This window comes from Pseudomonas sp. WJP1 (assembly GCF_028471945.1).
In the GTDB taxonomy this organism is placed as follows: domain Bacteria; phylum Pseudomonadota; class Gammaproteobacteria; order Pseudomonadales; family Pseudomonadaceae; genus Aquipseudomonas.
In genome coordinates, this window is sequence record NZ_CP110128.1 from 1,796,951 (window position 1) to 1,815,193 (window position 18,243).

Below are 18,243 nucleotides of genomic sequence, written 5' to 3' on the forward strand. Positions count from 1 at the left end.
GCAGGCTCACTCCTACAGTGTTTTATGCTCGCCGCAATTACTCGGCAATCTGCAACTTGCGCGACTCGGTGTACACGTAGCGCACCTTCTCGTACTCGAACGGCGAGTTCAGCTGGCCATAACGGAAGCTGGTCTGATTGCGCTTGTCGATGCCGCGCAGGATCCAGACTTCCGGATGGTTGGAGCTGACTTCGGCCACGTTGAGGAAGTTGATGGCGTTCTCGGCGCTGAAATCGACCACCAGCCCGCCCGTGTCACGCAGGTTGGACGGACCGAGGATCGGCAGTACGAAGTAGGCGCCGCCTGGAACACCATAGAAGCCCAGGGTCTGGCCGAAGTCTTCGTTCTGGCGCGGCAGGCCCATGGCGGTGGCCGGGTCCCACAGGCCGGCTATGCCGATGGTGGTGTTGAGCAGCAGTCGGCCGGTGATTTCCATCGAGCGCTGGCCCTTGAACTGCAACAGGCTGTTGAGCAGGTTCGGTACGTCGCCGAGGTTGTTGAAGAAATTGCTGACGCCGGTGCGCAGGAAGCTCGGCGTGATGTAGCGATAGCCGTCGACCACCGGCAGGAACACCCATTGGTCGAACCGGTAGTTGAAGTGGTAGACGCGACGGTTCCACTGCTCCAACGGGTCGTAGACGTTCAGTGCGCTGAGCGTCGAGCGTTCGAATTCGCGCTGGTCCAGGCCCGGGTTGAACTTGAGTTTGCTCAGGGGTTCCTTGAAACCGTCGCTGTCGATGACGACAGGGGCGTTGGCTTTGCTGTTGTCTGCATTGGCAATGCCTGCACTGAGTAACGCGGCGATGAGCAGGAGGTATTTAGCCACGGAAGAACTCCAGCATGGCGTCGCTGTTGACGCGGTAGTTAAGGTTGCCGCAGTGGCCGCCCAGCGGGTAAACGGTCAGGCGATCGCCAAAGGTCTTGCGCAGGAAACCGAGGTCTCCAGGACCGAGGATCACATCGTCGGCGTTGTGCATCACGGCAATTTTCGGGCTGTCGTGCAGGTAGTCCTTCAGGGCATACAGGCTCACCTGGTCGATCAGTTGCAGCAGGCTGCCGCCGTCGGTGCGGGCGCGCCACATCGGGATCACTTGTTCGGTGATGTAGCAGTCGAAGTCGCACTGCAGCGCACGCTTGAGGTACGGCGTGAGGCTGGTGCCTTCTGTAATGGGCGTTTTCGGTGGAGTGATCAGGCCGCGACGGTTGATCAGGTCCGAAGTAAAGGCGATGTCGGCGGCGGAAAAACGGAACGAGGTGCCGATCAGCATGGCCATCTGTTCGTTGCTCAGGTGCTGCTTGGACTGCTGGAAGTCGTAGAGCAGGGCGTCGTTGAGATCGATGTAGCCCTTCTGCTGGAAGTAACGGGTGAGTTTGTTCAGCACCAGCTCATAGAAGGTGGTGGTGTTGGTGATGCCCTTTACTTCCGTTTGTACAAGCTTGTCCAGGTTGGTGATCGAGGTGTAGAGATTGACCGGGGGATTGAGCAGCAGGACTTTCTTGAAGTTGAAGCTGCGGCGGGTTTCGTCCAGGTGCGCGACGAACGCCGCGTCCAGTGCGCCCAGGCTGTAGCCCGTCAGGTAGTAATCGGTGACCGGCAGTTTCGGGTTTTGCGCCCGCACCGCCTGCATTACCCGGTACATGTCTTCGGCGTCATCCTTGGTGATGCCGGGCGTGGCAAAGCGTGAGGCGGCGCTCATGAAATCGAAGCTGGTGGGCGACGACAATTGCACCACGTGATACCCGGCCTTGTAATAGAGCTTTTTCAGGTATTCGTTGAGGCTGCTGTCGTAGCGCGCACCGGTGCCTGCGATCAGGAAAATCAGCGGCGCGGCTTTATCCTGGGTGGCAATGCGATAGGTGAGTTTCTTCACTGGCCAGAAGTTGTCCGGCAGTTCGAACGCACGTTCCGGGCGCAAGGTGACGCTGCGATCCGCCTGGTCGATGTCGTCATCCAGCGGCAGCTCGGGACGCAGGTCCGGCGGCGTCGTGGCAATCGTCGCCTCAAACGGGTTGGTCAAGGGGTAGCCATAACTGGCGGCGTCGATATCGACCGCCAGTGCGGACGCACTCAAGATAAGGCCGCCAAACAGGGCGGCGAAGCGCAAGGAACGGAGCATGACTAGATCCCTTAGAGAAGGTGCCGAATGAAGTTCGCAGGCTATGACCATTGGATCTGCGCCAAAGTGCCACGCAACGGCACCAAACAGGCCTGAATTCCGAGTAATAGTAGCTCGACGATACACTTTGCAGTGATTGAATGACCAGTTAACAGTTGTTATTGCTTGCGTCGAGCTGCCGGGCGATTAAGCTGACCGCCGTTTTCGTGTATTGGAGTGCTCCATGTCTCGCCGTCTGCCCGTGATTCTGCTGCTTGTCCTGCTGCCCCTCTGGCTGGCCGCCAGTTATGGCGCGCGTTATGGCTTCATGGAAGACGCGCAGTGGGTTGGCATCTGCGTGGATGAGGCAAGCCGCTGGGAATGCCAGGTGCGTTCGAACCTGGGCCTGATGATTCATTTCCAGGTATTGGGCTGGGGTGCGTTGGCTGCCGCGGTGATCGGCTTTGTATTGCCCGGGCGGGCAGGGTGGTGGTTGGCGGTACTGGCGCTGGCGCTGGGGTTTCCGGCGCTGGCGCTTTACAACACGACGATGGCGGTGTTTGCGGTGGTGATTGCGGGGTTGCGGTTGGTCAGGGCCTCCCGTAGCGCCTGATAGATAGCCTTCGCGAGCAGGCTCGCTCCCACAGTAGATCTTCGGTGAGCACAGATTTTATCTACGCTGAAGATCAACCTGTGGGAGCGAGCCTGCTCGCGAAGAGGCCGGATGCCGTGCCACAAATCAGCCCTTGCGAACCCGCAAGCTGCGCCACAACGCTGCCACCACCAGCACACTCACCAGCGCCCAACCCCAGGCCTGCTGGTTGTACAAGCCTTCCCGATACAGCTGCGGCGCGATGCCGGCACCGATGATAAAGGTCAGCAAGGCGATCTCCCGGCGCGGCACGCTCACCGGGCGGCACAGATAAACCAGCGCTGGCAGGATGAAGGCGACGCTCGGGAAGCTGCGATAACGCGGATCGAACACCAGTTCCAGCATCGTCACCGCCGCGGCAAATCCGGCCACCGCCAGTATCCAGCCAGCCCGACGTTCCAGCGCATTGAACGCCCAGCCACGCCAGCCGGTGCGAGGGCTCAGCGTCAACGCGGCATGGGCCAGCACCAGCACATTCAGCGCGGTCAGCACCGCAACCCATAGCCATTCACTGGCAAAGCGCGTGGTGACCCGAGCCAGATCGCCCCAGGCGCCTATCGAACAGGCCGCCAGTGCGCCGAGCAGAGGCAGGATCAGCGCAGAGCGCGTGTTGTTTACTCGTCCGCCGAGAATCAGCGTGCCAAGGAAGATGAACCCACCCACCACCAGCCACTGCGACCAATACGGCACGTTGCTTACCGGCCCTGCGAGTACGCCCTTGTCCTGGCGATCGGCATCGAACAGCCCCCAATAACCGCCGACAGCCCCCTCGCTGGCTCGTTTCCACGGCTGGTCGAATGCTTCGATGAGGTTATAGTGCCAATCATGCTGCTCGGCCATGGCGACAAAACCACGAATGAACCTGGCTTCGTTGACCCGGCTCGGCAAGGCGGTTTCACGCTGGCGGCCTTCGCTCGGCCAGCCGGTCTCGCCAATCAACACGTCCTTGGGCGCGAACTTGTTGCCGAACACCTGGCGTACTTGCGCCACATGTTGCAGTGCAGCATCGATGTTCGACGGGTCATCTTCCCAATACGGCAGCAAGTGGATGGTCAGGAAGTCCACGGCCGGTGCGATCTCCGGGTGCTTGAGCCAGAACTCCCACACATCGGCATAGGTAACGGGTTGCTTGACCTGGCTTTTGACCTTGTTGATCAGCTTCACCAGCTGGGCGCCGGTGACTTCCTTGCGCAGCAGGGTTTCGTTGCCGACGATCACCGCGCTGACCACGTCCGCGTTGGCGTTGGCCGAGGCGATCAGCAGGTTGACTTCCTTTTCGGTGTCCACCGGGTTGCTGTTGATCCAGGCGCCGATCATCATTTTCAGCCCGTGCTTGCGTGCTAGATCCGGCAGGGCCTCGAGCCCGGTCATCGAGTAGGTTCGAATGCATTCGAAGCGGGTTGCCAGCAGCGCGAGGTCGGCATCCATGCGCTCGGGACGCAGGTTGAATGGCACGTCGAACGGCGATTGGTCCTTGTCGAACGGGGTGTAGGAGGCGCATTGCAACTTGTGCGTCGCGCTGGCAACGTCCGGCAGGATCACCGGTTTGCCGAGGCCGTACCAGAAGCCGCCCAGGGCAAACAGCCCCAGCAGGCAAGCGAATAGATAAGCAAAAAAAGGAAAGCGCGATGTCGCAGGCATGGTCGGGCCGTCTGGGAGCAAAGCGGCGCATGTTACCTGCATTTGTTGCGCGCTTGGTGGCCTGCATGATTTTGACATGCAAAGTTCGGGCGGATTGGCCGGTGAGTTTGACGCGCTCGACATTAATGGCTTTCTGATGTCGTTTCTCGCTGCCTTGAGGTCGCTGGCAGAGCAGGTCGCCGATAGCGTCAGGTTGATGATCGCTAGTGTCAGTACTCCACTGACGTTCGAACGAGTTTGCGGTGGGGCGTGATGGGGGCGCTGTGCACTATAACTATACGTTGACGCGACTCGGCATCCGTCGAGCGCAGCACTTTCGGGGAAGTAACGATGAAGATGCGACGACTTTTAGGCGCAGGTGCCGCTCTGGTGCTTGCGATGGGCTCCACATTCGCCAATGCCGAGAACAAGACCCTGAGCATCGGTTACGTTGACGGCTGGTCCGACAGCGTTGCGACCACCCACGTGGCCGCTGAAGTGATCAAGCAGAAGTTGAATTATGATGTGAAGCTGCAAGCCGTCGCCACCGGGATCATGTGGCAGGGCGTGGCCACCGGCAAACTCGACGCCATGCTGTCGGCCTGGCTACCGGTGACCCATGGCGATTACTGGGCCAAGAACAAGGACCAGGTCGTCGACTACGGCCCGAACTTCAAGGACGCGAAAATCGGCCTGATCGTGCCGGAGTACGTCAAGGCCAAGTCCCTTGAAGACCTGAAAACCGATGACAGCTTCAAGAAACGCATCGTCGGCATCGACGCCGGTTCAGGCGTGATGCTCAAGACCGAGCAGGCAATCAAGGACTACGACCTGACCGGCTATCAACTCAAGGCCAGTTCCGGCGCTGGCATGATCGCCGAGCTGACCCGTGCCGAGAAGAAAAACGAATCCATTGCCGTCACCGGTTGGGTGCCGCACTGGATGTTCGCCAAGTGGAAACTGCGTTTCCTGGAAGACCCGAAAGGCGTGTATGGCGCGGCTGAAACCGTGAACAGCATCGGCAGCAAAGAGCTTGCGACCAAGGCACCGGAAGTGGCCAAGTTCCTGAAGAACTTCCAGTGGGCTTCGAAAGACGAAATCGGCGAAGTCATGCTGGCCATCCAGGAAGGCGCCAAGCCTGAAGCGGCGGCCAAGGATTGGGTAGCCAAGCACCCGGAGCGCGTTGCTGACTGGATCAAATAACAGGCATCTCGCTGCACCCTGTAGGAGCGAGCTTGCTCGCGAAGGGGCCATGACATTCAACATCATTGTTGTCTGTTACGCCGCCTTCGCGAGCAAGCTCGCTCCTACACTTGTTTCAGGTGTGCTGGAAATTGGCAAATACGTCACATGGCTCTAAGACTAAGGTCGTCTGGAACCCGGCTCGCAGCCGCATAGAGTGGATACCGTTCCAACTAAATCTGTGCTGCGAGGATAAAAACAATGAACGACAGCATTTACCTCTCGATTCAAAACAGCCCGCGTTTCAAGGAGCTGGTTAGCAAGAGGGAACGATTCGCCTGGATTCTTTCGGCGGTCATGCTAGGGCTTTACTCCGGATTCATCCTTCTGATTGCCTACGGGCCGCAGGTGCTGGGGGCGAAAATCAACCCCGAGTCCTCGATTACCTGGGGCATACCGATCGGTGTCGGGCTGATTGTTTCGGCCTTCATCCTGACCGGTATCTACGTGCGACGCGCCAACGGCGAATTCGACGACCTGAACAATGCGATTCTCAAGGAGGCTCAGCAATGATCCGGCGTCTAATGGCTCTCTTGAGCATCGCAGCCTTCGCACCGGGCGCCTGGGCGGCTGACGCCCTGACCGGCGCCGTGCAGAAACAACCGCTTAACGTGTCCGCGATTCTGATGTTCGTCGCATTCGTCGGTGCAACTCTGTGCATCACCTACTGGGCGTCCAAGAAAAACAAGTCGGCCTCCGACTACTACGCGGCAGGCGGCAAGATCACCGGTTTCCAGAACGGCCTGGCGATTGCCGGTGACTACATGTCGGCGGCGTCCTTCCTGGGTATTTCCGCGCTGGTATTCACCTCTGGCTACGATGGCCTGATCTACTCGATCGGCTTCCTGGTGGGCTGGCCGATCATTCTGTTCCTGATCGCCGAGCGCCTGCGTAACCTGGGTAAATACACCTTTGCCGACGTGGCGTCCTATCGCCTTGGGCAAACCCAGATCCGCTCGCTGTCCGCTTGTGGCTCGCTGGTGGTGGTGGCGTTCTACCTGATCGCGCAAATGGTCGGTGCCGGCAAGCTGATCCAGCTGCTGTTTGGCCTCGACTACCACGTTGCGGTAATCCTGGTCGGTATCCTGATGTGTGCCTACGTGCTGTTCGGCGGCATGCTGGCGACCACCTGGGTACAGATCATCAAGGCTGTATTGCTGCTGTCCGGCGCTTCCTTCATGGCGCTGATGGTGATGAAACACGTCAACTTCGACTTCAACATGCTGTTCTCCGAGGCGATCAAGGTTCACCCTAAAGGTGAAGCGATCATGAGTCCGGGCGGCCTGGTGAAAGATCCGATCTCCGCGTTCTCCTTAGGGCTGGCCCTGATGTTCGGTACTGCGGGCCTGCCGCATATCCTGATGCGCTTCTTCACCGTGGGTGACGCGAAAGAAGCGCGTAAGAGCGTGCTGTACGCAACCGGCTTCATTGGCTACTTCTATATCCTGACCTTCATCATCGGCTTCGGCGCGATCCTGCTGGTGAGCACCAACCCGGCCTTCAAAGATGCGGCTGGCGCGTTGCTGGGCGGCAATAACATGGCAGCGGTGCACTTGGCCAATGCGGTCGGTGGCAGTATCTTCCTGGGCTTTATTTCGGCGGTAGCGTTCGCGACCATCCTGGCAGTGGTTGCCGGCCTGACCCTGGCCGGTGCCTCGGCGGTGTCCCACGACCTGTACGCCAGTGTGATCAAGAAGGGCAAGGCCAACGAGAAGGATGAGATCCGCGTCTCGAAAATCACCACCATCGCCTTGGCGGTGCTGGCGATTGCCCTGGGCATCCTCTTCGAAAGCCAGAACATCGCGTTCATGGTGGGCCTGGCGTTCTCTATCGCGGCGAGCTGCAACTTCCCGGTCCTGCTGCTTTCCATGTACTGGAAGAAGCTGACCACCCGCGGTGCGATGATCGGCGGCTGGATGGGCTTGGTGAGCGCCGTGGGCTTGATGGTGCTTGGTCCGACCATCTGGGTGCAGATCCTGCATCACGAGAAGGCGATCTTCCCGTATGAGTACCCGGCGCTGTTCTCGATGATCATTGCCTTTGTCGGGATCTGGTTCTTCTCGATTACCGACAAGTCGACTGCGGCCGATAACGAGCGGGCGCTGTTTTTCCCGCAGTTCGTCCGTTCGCAGACTGGTTTGGGGGCGAGTGGGGCGGTTTCGCACTAAGGTTTCAGGTTTGTCTGTGTAGGTTGGGTTAAACAGAAATGCCCCGGTCGAGAGATTGGGGCATTTTTTATTGGGCGGTTATCGGACGTTTAGGCGGCCTTACAGCCGACCTGGGTGTTGTTGGGCGAGTACATATCCATTCCTGCGGTAACGGCGACTTAGGGTTTCGCCCTTACGGCGACTCACTTTTTTTACAAGCGCCAAAAAAAAGTAAGCAAAAAAACGCTCGCCCCAGCGTCCGGCCCCTCGCTAAGGCTCGGCGTTCCTTCGCTCCGGCATTCATCCGGGGGCATCGCCCTCCGGTTGGCTTCGCTGGCACCTGCATGCGATGTGTTCGACTGCGTCGAACGGCGCTGCGCGCCAATCCCCGGATGAACACCTCCACTCAGCCTCCCGAAGGGGCGGGTAGATCAAGATCAAAAGCTGGAGGCGAGCTAACGCTCGGCCTGATGAGTGGTGAGGGGCGGGTGTGCGCCATAGTGTTTTTATAGGGGTAAGGGTTGCCCGTGAAGGCGGTCTGCGGCCGTCGTGATTTTTGCAGATACCCCCAATTCCCTGTGGGAGCCAGCCTGCTGGCGATGGACGTCAACGATAACGCGCCCTGTCTGGATGAACGCGTTGCCTGGAGGTCCATCGCGAGCAGGCTCGCTCCCACAGGGGAATGTGGACAGACCTGCAATCAGGTCGGCTGTCAGGTCGCCTCGCTTTCGCGTTTGATCTTGATCTGGCTTTTGATTTTCTTGCCCCCTCGAGAGGCCGAGTGGAGGTTCTGCGCAGTGGGTAAACCGGCATGGATGCCGGTTTAGCCGCGCTGGGCCAAGGATGGCCCATCGCGGCGGGCCCACGGAGCAGGACCGGAGCGAGGGTATGCCGAGCATTAGCGAGGCACCGAACGCCAGGGGCAAGAGCCCTTGGTTACTTGGGGCTCTTCCAAGTGACTCGCCGTAAGGGCGAAACCCTAAGTGGCCGTTACCGTAGCAATGGATATGTACGCCTGAAAGACAATTATCGTCTGCTCGGACGCCTTCGCCGGCAAGTCGGATCGCCGCACCGCTGGCTCCTACAGGCTCTTCCAAGTGACTCGCCGTAAGGGCGAAACCCTAAGTTGCCGTTACCGCAGGAATGGATATGTATCCAACCCCAATCCCAAACAGCCACCATCGCACAAACAAAAACGGCCCCTATATATAGAGGCCGTTCCCGGTACAACTCAACACGCTATCGCAAGACAAATCTTACTTGCGGTCTTCCAGCTTGGTGATGTCACGCGACTCGTAGCCGGTGTACAGCTGGCGTGGACGGCCAATCTTGTACGGGCTGGAGAGCATTTCTTTCCAGTGGGAGATCCAGCCGACGGTCCGCGCCAGGGCGAAGATCACCGTGAACATGCTGGTTGGAATGCCGATCGCCTTGAGGATGATCCCCGAGTAGAAGTCGACGTTCGGGTACAGCGAGCGTTCGATGAAGTACGGGTCGGTCAGGGCGATCTCTTCCAGGCGCATGGCCAGTTCGAGTTGCGGATCGTTCTGGATGCCCAGTTCCTTCAACACTTCGTCGCAGGTCTGCTTCATCACAGTGGCGCGAGGGTCGCGGTTTTTGTAAACGCGGTGACCGAAGCCCATCAGCTTGAACGGATCGTTCTTGTCCTTGGCCTTGGCGATGAACTTGTCGATGTTCGAGACATCGCCAATTTCGTCGAGCATGGTCAGTACGGCTTCGTTGGCGCCGCCGTGGGCAGGGCCCCACAGTGCAGCGATACCGGCAGCGATACAGGCGAACGGGTTGGCACCCGAGGAGCCCGCCAGGCGCACGGTGGAAGTCGATGCGTTCTGCTCGTGGTCGGCATGGAGGATGAAGATCCGGTCCATGGCCTTGGCGAGTACCGGGCTGATCGGTTTGATCTCGCACGGGGTGTTGAACATCATGTGCAGGAAGTTTTCCGCGTACGACAGGTCGTTGCGCGGGTACATCATGGGTTGACCCATGGAGTACTTGTAAACCATCGCGGCCAGGGTTGGCATCTTGGCAACCAGGCGGATCGCGGAGATTTCGCGATGCTGCGGGTTATTGATGTCCAGGGAGTCGTGGTAGAAGGCCGAGAGGGCGCCGACTACGCCGCACATGACGGCCATCGGGTGGGCGTCGCGACGGAAACCGTTGAAGAAGGTCTTCAACTGCTCGTGAACCATGGTGTGGTTCTTCACGGTGCCGACGAACTGGGCCTTCTGTTCTGCAGTCGGCAGTTCGCCGTTGAGCAGCAGGTAGCAGGTTTCCAGGTAGTCCGATTTTTCAGCCAGCTGTTCGATCGGGTAGCCGCGGTGCAACAAAATGCCGTTGTCACCGTCAATATAGGTAATCTTCGATTCGCACGAAGCGGTCGACATGAAACCAGGGTCAAAGGTGAAGCGGCCCGTGGCCGTCAAGCCCCGAACATCGATAACATCGGGACCAACGGTGCCGGTTAAAATGGGCAGCTCGACGGGGGCTGCGCCCTCGATGATCAACTGCGCTTTTTTGTCAGCCATGTGGCCTCCTATTTATGCTTGAAATCATCAGACAGACCCCCCACGCAGGGCCCGCACCACTATAGTGAGATAAATTTGAATGTCAATTTGCCTAAAGTCTTGCTCCAGAAGGCTTTAACCCTACTTTTTTATCGAAATTGACCGCCATTTACGCCTTTTATACGTGTTGCGCAATGCGCCGTTTTGGGAAGGTATGTCCGTTGTCATTAGTAGCCTAACTGTCTATACTCGGCCACCGACCGCCAAGGGCTTTTGGGCTTGCGTTATTGGGGGTCGCCTCCCTGGGTGGTGGTTACCTGACCAGTGCACTCCCCAACAACTTTGCCCTGATTGTTAGGGGCTCTTCAGTGTGAAAAAAAAGCCGTGAAAAGCCAACGACCTGTAAACCTAGACCTAAGGACCATCAAACTCCCAGTCACTGCTTACACGTCCATCCTTCACCGTATCTCCGGTGTCATCCTCTTCGTGTGCCTTGCCATCATGCTTTATGCATTGGACAAGTCGCTGAGTTCCGAGGAAGGCTTCGGTGAGGTGAAAGCGTGTCTGACCAGTCCGCTAGCCAAGCTAGTGATTTGGGGCATCCTGTCCGCCTTGCTGTATCACTTGGTAGCCGGTGTGCGCCACTTGATCATGGACATGGGCATCGGTGAGACGCTGGAAGGCGGCAAACTGGGCTCGAAAATCGTTATCGCCGTTTCCGTGGTGGTAATCGTTCTGGCAGGAGTTTGGATATGGTAACTAACGTCACGAACCTCTCGCGTTCGGGCCTCTATGACTGGATGGCGCAACGTGTGTCTGCGGTCGTTCTCGCGGCTTACTTCATTTTCCTGATCGGATACCTCGTGGCGAACCCGGGCCTTGGCTATGACCAATGGCACGCGCTCTTCGCCAACAACTGGATGCGTATCTTCAGCCTGCTGGCCCTTGTTGCTCTGGGCGCTCACGCCTGGGTCGGCATGTGGACCATCGCGACCGACTACCTGACGCCAATGGCGTTCGGCAAGTCCGCGACGGCTATACGTTTCCTCTTCCAGGCAGTATGCGGCGTTGCGATGTTCGCTTACTTCGTCTGGGGCGTGCAGATTCTCTGGGGTATCTGATTCATGGCTAACATTCCAACGATTTCTTTCGACGCCATCATTATTGGTGGTGGCGGTGCCGGCATGCGCGCTGCGCTGCAGCTGGCGCAAGGCGGTCACAAGACTGCGGTAATCACCAAGGTTTTCCCGACCCGTTCGCACACCGTATCCGCCCAGGGCGGCATCACCTGCGCCATCGCGTCCGCTGACCCGAACGATGACTGGCGCTGGCACATGTACGATACCGTCAAGGGTTCCGACTATATCGGTGACCAGGACGCTATCGAATACATGTGTCAGGAAGGCCCGGCCGCCGTTTTCGAGCTGGACCACATGGGTCTGCCGTTCTCGCGTACCGAAACCGGCCGTATCTACCAGCGTCCGTTCGGCGGTCAGTCGAAGGATTACGGTAAAGGCGGGCAGGCTGCCCGTACTTGCGCCGCTTCCGACCGTACCGGTCACGCGCTGCTGCACACCCTTTATCAGGGCAACCTGAAAGCCGGTACCACGTTCCTGAACGAGTACTACGCCGTTGACCTGGTGAAAAACCAGGCTGGCGAATTCGTCGGCGTTATCGCCATCTGCATCGAAACCGGCGAAACCACCTACATCCGTGCCAAGGCTACCGTTCTGGCCACCGGCGGTGCAGGTCGTATCTACGCGTCCACCACCAACGCCCTGATCAACACCGGCGACGGCGTTGGCATGGCCCTGCGTGCTGGCGTACCGGTACAAGACATCGAAATGTGGCAGTTCCACCCGACCGGCATCGCCGGCGCCGGTGTACTGGTAACTGAAGGTTGCCGTGGTGAAGGTGGTTACCTGATCAACAAGCACGGCGAGCGTTTCATGGAGCGTTATGCTCCGAACGCCAAGGACCTTGCCGGTCGTGACGTTGTGGCCCGTTCGATGGTTAAGGAAATCATCGCTGGCAACGGTTGCGGTCCGAATGGCGACCACGTGATGCTCAAACTCGACCACTTGGGCGAGGAAGTGCTGCACAGCCGTCTGCCAGGCATCTGCGAACTGTCGAAGACTTTCGCGCACGTTGACCCGGTTGTTGCTCCGGTTCCGGTTGTTCCGACCTGCCACTATATGATGGGCGGCGTTGCCACCAACATCCACGGCCAGGCGATCACCCAGGACGCCGAAGGCGTGGACACCATCATCCCGGGCCTGTTCGCTGTAGGCGAAGTGGCTTGCGTATCGGTTCACGGCGCCAACCGTCTGGGCGGCAACTCGCTGCTCGACCTGGTGGTCTTCGGCCGTGCTGCCGGCCTGCACCTGGAAAAGGCGCTGACCGACGGTATCGAATACGACGACGCCACCGAAGCCGACATCACCGCGGCCCTGTCGCGCCTTGCCGCTCTGAACGAGCGTACCGATGGCGAAGACGTGGCAACCCTGCGTCGCGAGCTGCAAAGCTGCATGCAGAACTACTTCGGTGTATTCCGTACCGGCGAATACATGCAGAAGGGTATTGCCCAGCTGGCCGATCTGCGCAAGCGCATCGCCAACGTGAAGATCAACGACAAGTCGCAGGCGTTCAACACTGCGCGTATCGAAGCTCTGGAACTGCAGAACCTGCTGGAAGTGGCCGAAGCCACCGCCATCGCTGCCGAAGTACGTAAAGAGTCCCGCGGTGCTCACGCCCGTGAAGACTTCGAAGATCGTGACGACGAAAACTGGCTGTGCCACACCCTGTACTTCCCGGGTGAGAAGCGCGTTGCCAAGCGTGCCGTGAACTTCTCGCCGAAGACTGTTCCGACTTTTGAACCTAAGATTCGGACTTATTAAGGGTGGCCGCCATGTTGCAAGTCAGTGTTTATCGTTACAACCCTGATCAGGACGCTGCGCCGTTCATGCAGGAATTCCAGGTCGATACCGGTGGTAAAGACCTGATGGTGCTGGACGTACTGGCCCTGATCAAAGAGCAGGACGAAGGTTTCTCCTATCGTCGCTCTTGCCGTGAAGGTGTTTGCGGTTCCGACGGCATGAACATCAACGGCAAAAACGGCCTGGCGTGCGTCACGCCGCTGTCTGCTGTCGTAAAAGGTAACAAGTTGATCGTTCGTCCTCTGCCAGGTTTGCCGGTTATCCGTGACCTGGTCGTCGATATGAGCATCTTCTACAAGCAATACGAAAAGGTTAAGCCTTACCTGCAGAACGACACGCCGGCTCCGGCCATCGAGCGTCTGCAGTCCCCTGAAGAGCGTGAAAAGCTCGACGGTCTGTACGAGTGCATCCTGTGCGCCTGCTGCTCGACCTCGTGCCCGTCCTTCTGGTGGAACCCGGACAAGTTCCTGGGTCCAGCTGCCCTGCTGCAAGCGTACCGCTTCCTGGCAGACAGCCGTGACACCAAGACGTCCGAGCGTCTGGCTTCGCTCGATGACCCGTTCAGCGTATTCCGCTGCCGCGGGATCATGAACTGCGTCAACGTATGTCCCAAAGGCCTGAACCCGACTAAGGCCATTGGTCACATCCGTAACATGCTGCTCTCCAGCGGCGTGTGATTCAGCTGCTGTACCCGTTGTACCCGTAGATGCTGCGGCGCAGGCTTCAACCGGCGCCGTAGTTTTAACCTGAGCAGCAGCTTAAAAGGCTGCGGCTCTTATTTTGAAGAAATGAGACAAGCAGGGGCATCCGGGCTGGTACCCGGACTATCAGTGTGATCCTAGTGGCTTGTTTTGGTCGCTGCATTCGGACTTCTGCAAGTTTGCTCGGTGTCGACACCGGTGGTGTTCCCCTAACCGAGGGTGACCAAGCATGCAAGAAAGCGTGATGCAGCGCATGTGGAACAGCGCCTACCTATCCGGTAGTAACGCTGCCTATGTGGAAGAGCTCTACGAGCTCTACCTGCACGACCCTAACGCTGTGCCAGAAGAGTGGCGCACCTACTTCCAGAAGTTGCCTGCTGACGGCAACTCTGCCACCGATGTTTCGCACTCCACAATTCGCGATCATTTCGTCTTGCTGGCAAAGAACCAGCGCCGCGCTCAACCGGTTTCCGCCGGCAGCGTGAGCAGTGAGCACGAGAAGAAGCAAGTTGAAGTGCTGCGATTGATCCAGGCCTACCGTATGCGTGGCCACCAGGCAGCCCAGCTTGACCCGCTGGGGCTGTGGCAGCGTCCTGCACCTGCAGACCTGTCGATCAATCATTACGGCTTGACCAATGCCGATCTTGATACGACCTTCCGTGCCGGCGACCTGTTCATCGGCAAAGAGGAAGCGAGCCTACGCGAAATTCACGAAGCGTTGCAGCAGACATATTGCCGCACCATCGGCGCTGAGTTTACGCACATCACCGATTCCGAGCAGCGCCAGTGGTTCCAGCAGCGTCTGGAAAGCGTGCGTGGCCGTCCGACGTACTCCGCCGACATCAAGAGCCACCTGCTCGAGCGCGTGACCGCCGGTGAGGGCCTGGAAAAATACCTGGGCACCAAATACCCGGGTACCAAGCGTTTCGGCCTGGAAGGCGGCGAGAGCCTGATTCCGATGCTCGACGAGCTGATCCAGCGTTCCGGTTCCTACGGCACCAAGGAAATCGTTATCGGCATGGCCCACCGTGGCCGTCTGAACGTGCTGGTCAACACCTTCGGCAAGAACCCGCGCGAGCTGTTCGACGAGTTCGAAGGCAAGAAGAAGGTCGAGCTGGGTTCCGGTGACGTTAAATACCACCAGGGCTTCTCGTCCAACGTGATGACCACCGGCGGTGAAGTTCACCTGGCCATGGCGTTCAACCCGTCCCACCTGGAAATCGTTTCCCCGGTGGTCGAGGGTTCGGTTCGCGCCCGTCAGGACCGTCGTAACGACCTGACCGGTGAGAAAGTCCTGCCGATCTCCATCCACGGTGACGCGGCATTCGCCGGGCAAGGCGTGGTGATGGAAACCTTCCAGATGTCGCAGACCCGCGGTTTCAAGACCGGCGGTACCGTGCACATCGTGATCAACAACCAGGTCGGTTTCACCATCAGCAACCCGCTGGACTCGCGTTCCACCGAGTACGCCACCGACGTCGCGAAGATGATCCAGGCGCCGATCCTCCATGTGAATGGTGATGATCCGGAAGCCGTGTTGTTCGTGACCCAGCTGGCCATCGACTACCGCATGCAGTTCAAGCGTGACGTGGTGATCGATCTGGTCTGCTACCGTCGTCGCGGCCACAACGAGGCCGACGAGCCAAGCGGCACCCAGCCAATCATGTATCAGCAGATCACCAAACAGCGCACCACTCGTGAGCTGTATGCCGATCGCCTGACCCAGGGCGGTGTGCTGGACGCAGAGCGTGTTCAGGCCAAGGTCGACGAATACCGCAACGCGCTGGACAACGGTCTGCACGTAGTGAAAAGCCTGGTCAAGGAGCCGAACAAAGAGTTGTTCGTGGACTGGCGTCCGTATCTGGGCCATGCCTGGACTGCGCGTCACGACACTCGCTTCGACCTGAAGACCTTGCAGGAACTGTCCGCCAAGCTGCTGGAAATCCCGGAAGGCTTCGTGGTTCAGCGCCAGGTTGCGAAGATCTACGAAGACCGTCAGAAGATGCAAGCCGGCGGCCTGCCGATCAACTGGGGTTACGCCGAAACCATGGCGTACGCGACCCTGGCGTTCGAAGGTCACCCGATCCGCATGACCGGCCAGGACATCGGCCGCGGTACGTTCTCGCACCGTCATGCCGTGTTGCACAACCAGAAGGACGCGGGCACCTACATCCCGTTGCAGAACCTGTACGACGGTCAGCCACGCTTCGACCTGTACGACTCGTTCCTGTCCGAAGAAGCGGTACTGGCGTTCGAGTACGGTTACTCGACCACCACGCCGAACGCACTGGTTATCTGGGAAGCCCAGTTCGGCGACTTCGCCAACGGCGCCCAGGTTGTAATCGACCAGTTCATCACCAGTGGCGAGCACAAGTGGGGCCGTCTGTGCGGTCTGACCATGCTGCTGCCGCACGGTTATGAAGGTCAGGGGCCGGAGCACTCCTCGGCTCGTCTGGAGCGTTACCTGCAGCTGTGCGCCGAGCACAACATCCAGGTGTGCATGCCGACGACGCCGGCACAGATCTACCACTTGCTGCGCCGTCAGGTGATCCGCCCGCTGCGCAAGCCACTGGTAGTCCTGACTCCGAAGTCGCTGTTGCGCCACAAGCTGGCCATCTCGACCCTGGAAGATCTGGCCGAAGGTTCGTTCCAGACCGTTATCCCGGAAATCGACGCCCAGGACCCGAAAAAGGTCGAGCGCGTTGTCCTGTGTAGCGGCAAGGTCTACTACGACCTGCTGGAAAAACGCCGTGCCGAAGGCCGTGACGATATCGCCATCGTGCGTATCGAGCAGCTGTACCCATTCCCTGAGGACGACTTGAAGGAAGTCCTGGCTCCTTACACCAACGCCAAAGCTGCCGTTTGGTGCCAGGAAGAGCCGATGAACCAGGGTGCGTGGTACTGCAGCCAACACCACATGCGTCGCAGCATCAGCAACCTCAACAAGTCTCTCGTACTTGAGTACGCGGGCCGTGAGGCTTCTGCTGCACCGGCATGCGGTTACGCATCGATGCACGCCGAACAGCAGGAAAAACTGCTGCAAGACGCCTTTACTGTTTAACGCCTTCGCGCACCTGAAACCGAATTTAAGGACCCACAGATAATGGCTATCGAAATCAAAGCCCCCACTTTCCCGGAATCGGTTGCCGATGGCACCGTTGCCACCTGGCACAAGCAACCGGGCGACGCGGTCAAGCGCGACGAACTGATCGTCGACATCGAAACCGATAAAGTCGTACTCGAAGTGTTGGCTACCGCTGATGGCGTGCTGGGCGCTATCGTCAAGAACGAAGGCGACACCGTTCTGTCCGACGAAGTCCTGGGCTCCATCGAAGCGGGCGGCGCTGCTGCCGCTCCAGCGGCTGCGGCACCTGCCGCCGCTGCCCAGGCTGCTGCCCCTGCCGCCGAAGGCGAAGACGATCCAGTCGCCGCTCCTGCTGCGCGCAAGCTGGCTGAAGAAAACGGCATCAACATCGCTTCCGTTGCCGGCACCGGCAAAGGCGGTCGCGTGACCAAGGAAGACGTGGTTGCAGCCGTTGCTGCCAAGAAAGCCGCTCCGGCTGCCGCGCCTGCCAAGGCTGCTGCACCTGCCGCTGCTGCTCCTGTATTCGCTGCCGGCGATCGCATCGAGAAGCGCGTACCGATGACCCGCGTGCGGGCCACCGTTGCCAAGCGTCTGGTCGAAGCCCAGTCGAACATGGCGATGCTGACCACTTTCAACGAAGTCGACATGACCGAAGTCATGGCCCTGCGTTCGAAGTACAAGGACCTGTTCGAGAAGTCCCACAACGGCGTACGCCTGGGCTTCATGTCGTTCTTCGTCAAGGCTGCTACCGAAGCGCTGAAACGCTTCCCGGCTGTCAACGCCTCGATCGACGGCGCCGACATCGTTTACCACGGCTACGCTGACGTCGGCGTTGCAGTTTCCAGCGATCGCGGCCTGGTTGTACCGGTTCTGCGTAACGCCGAACTGATGAGCCTGGCTGAAATCGAAGGCGGCATCGCCACCTTCGGCAAGAAAGCCCGCGACGGCAAACTGTCGATGGACGAAATGACCGGTGGTACCTTCACCATCACCAACGGCGGTACCTTCGGTTCGATGATGTCGACCCCGATCGTCAACCCGCCACAAGCAGCCATCCTGGGCATGCACAACATCATCCAGCGTCCTATGGCCATCAACGGTCAGGTCGTTATCCGTCCGATGATGTACCTGGCCCTGTCCTACGATCACCGTCTGATCGATGGCAAAGAAGCTGTGACTTTCCTGGTGACCATCAAGAACCTGCTGGAAGATCCGGCTCGTCTGTTGCTGGATATCTGA

14 protein-coding genes are annotated in these 18,243 nt (G+C 59.0%); 10 read left to right on the top strand and 4 right to left on the bottom strand.

Annotation, left to right across the window (positions count from 1 at the left end; genetic code table 11):
• Nucleotides 1–37: 37 nt before the first annotated feature.
• Nucleotides 38–826, bottom strand: a complete 789-nt coding sequence (locus OH720_RS08220; protein ID WP_272605193.1) for an MlaA family lipoprotein — start codon at nt 824–826, stop codon at nt 38–40.
• On the bottom strand, nt 819–2,117 hold the full coding sequence (locus OH720_RS08225; RefSeq protein WP_180202793.1) for a serine/threonine protein kinase: 1,299 nt from the start codon (nt 2,115–2,117) through the stop codon (nt 819–821). Before OH720_RS08225 ends, OH720_RS08220 begins: the two co-directional genes overlap by 8 nt.
• Nucleotides 2,118–2,340: 223 nt before the next feature.
• Between OH720_RS08225 and OH720_RS08230 the strand changes: the two genes are divergently transcribed.
• Nucleotides 2,341–2,709: a hypothetical protein gene (locus tag OH720_RS08230; RefSeq protein ID WP_272605194.1), complete on the top strand. Its 369-nt coding sequence runs from the start codon at nt 2,341–2,343 to the stop codon at nt 2,707–2,709.
• A 126-nt stretch (nt 2,710–2,835) separates the two neighbouring features.
• On the opposite strand, the gene OH720_RS08235 is transcribed toward OH720_RS08230, so the two are convergent.
• Nucleotides 2,836–4,431, bottom strand: a complete 1,596-nt coding sequence (locus OH720_RS08235) for a glycoside hydrolase family 17 protein (protein ID WP_272605195.1) — start codon at nt 4,429–4,431, stop codon at nt 2,836–2,838.
• 288 nt (nt 4,432–4,719) lie between these two features.
• Here OH720_RS08235 and OH720_RS08240 point away from each other — a divergent pair, with 288 nt between their 5' ends.
• The 3 genes from OH720_RS08240 to OH720_RS08250 all read left to right on the top strand — a co-directional run bounded on the left by OH720_RS08240 (nt 4,720) and on the right by OH720_RS08250 (nt 7,778).
• A complete protein-coding gene (locus tag OH720_RS08240; protein WP_008061176.1) occupies nt 4,720–5,571 on the top strand; it encodes a glycine betaine ABC transporter substrate-binding protein in 852 nt (283 codons plus the stop codon).
• A 240-nt stretch (nt 5,572–5,811) separates the two neighbouring features.
• Entirely contained in the window at nt 5,812–6,123 is a 312-nt protein-coding gene (locus OH720_RS08245; RefSeq protein ID WP_272605196.1) for a DUF485 domain-containing protein, read from the top strand.
• On the top strand, nt 6,120–7,778 hold the full coding sequence (locus OH720_RS08250) for a cation acetate symporter (protein ID WP_008061163.1): 1,659 nt from the start codon (nt 6,120–6,122) through the stop codon (nt 7,776–7,778). The genes OH720_RS08245 and OH720_RS08250 overlap by 4 nt, the downstream gene beginning before the upstream one ends.
• Before the next feature lie 1,235 nt (nt 7,779–9,013).
• Here OH720_RS08250 and gltA read toward each other — a convergent pair.
• Complete coding sequence (gene gltA, locus OH720_RS08255; protein ID WP_007959044.1) at nt 9,014–10,303, bottom strand: citrate synthase; 1,290 nt, start codon at nt 10,301–10,303, stop codon at nt 9,014–9,016.
• Between the two features lie 363 nt (nt 10,304–10,666).
• On the opposite strand from gltA, the gene sdhC reads away from it, so the two are divergent.
• The 6 genes from sdhC (at nt 10,667) to odhB (ending at nt 18,243) form a co-directional block, all read left to right on the top strand.
• Nucleotides 10,667–11,041, top strand: a complete 375-nt coding sequence (sdhC, locus tag OH720_RS08260; RefSeq protein ID WP_042955706.1) for a succinate dehydrogenase, cytochrome b556 subunit — start codon at nt 10,667–10,669, stop codon at nt 11,039–11,041.
• The gene (gene sdhD / locus OH720_RS08265) at nt 11,035–11,403 is read left to right on the top strand and encodes a succinate dehydrogenase, hydrophobic membrane anchor protein (RefSeq protein ID WP_008063295.1); all 369 of its coding nucleotides are present in this window, start codon (nt 11,035–11,037) and stop codon (nt 11,401–11,403) included. The genes sdhC and sdhD overlap by 7 nt, the downstream gene beginning before the upstream one ends.
• 3 nt (nt 11,404–11,406) lie before the next feature.
• Nucleotides 11,407–13,179, top strand: coding sequence for a succinate dehydrogenase flavoprotein subunit (sdhA, locus tag OH720_RS08270; RefSeq protein ID WP_008063296.1), 1,773 nt, complete (start codon nt 11,407–11,409; stop codon nt 13,177–13,179).
• A gap of 11 nt (nt 13,180–13,190) precedes the next feature.
• Nucleotides 13,191–13,895 (top strand): succinate dehydrogenase iron-sulfur subunit, encoded by a 705-nt coding sequence (locus OH720_RS08275; RefSeq protein WP_008063297.1) that lies wholly within the window; start codon nt 13,191–13,193, stop codon nt 13,893–13,895.
• 253 nt (nt 13,896–14,148) lie between these two features.
• Complete coding sequence (locus OH720_RS08280; protein WP_008063299.1) at nt 14,149–16,980, top strand: 2-oxoglutarate dehydrogenase E1 component; 2,832 nt, start codon at nt 14,149–14,151, stop codon at nt 16,978–16,980.
• 42 nt (nt 16,981–17,022) lie between these two features.
• A complete protein-coding gene (odhB, locus tag OH720_RS08285; RefSeq protein ID WP_008063300.1) occupies nt 17,023–18,243 on the top strand; it encodes a 2-oxoglutarate dehydrogenase complex dihydrolipoyllysine-residue succinyltransferase in 1,221 nt (406 codons plus the stop codon).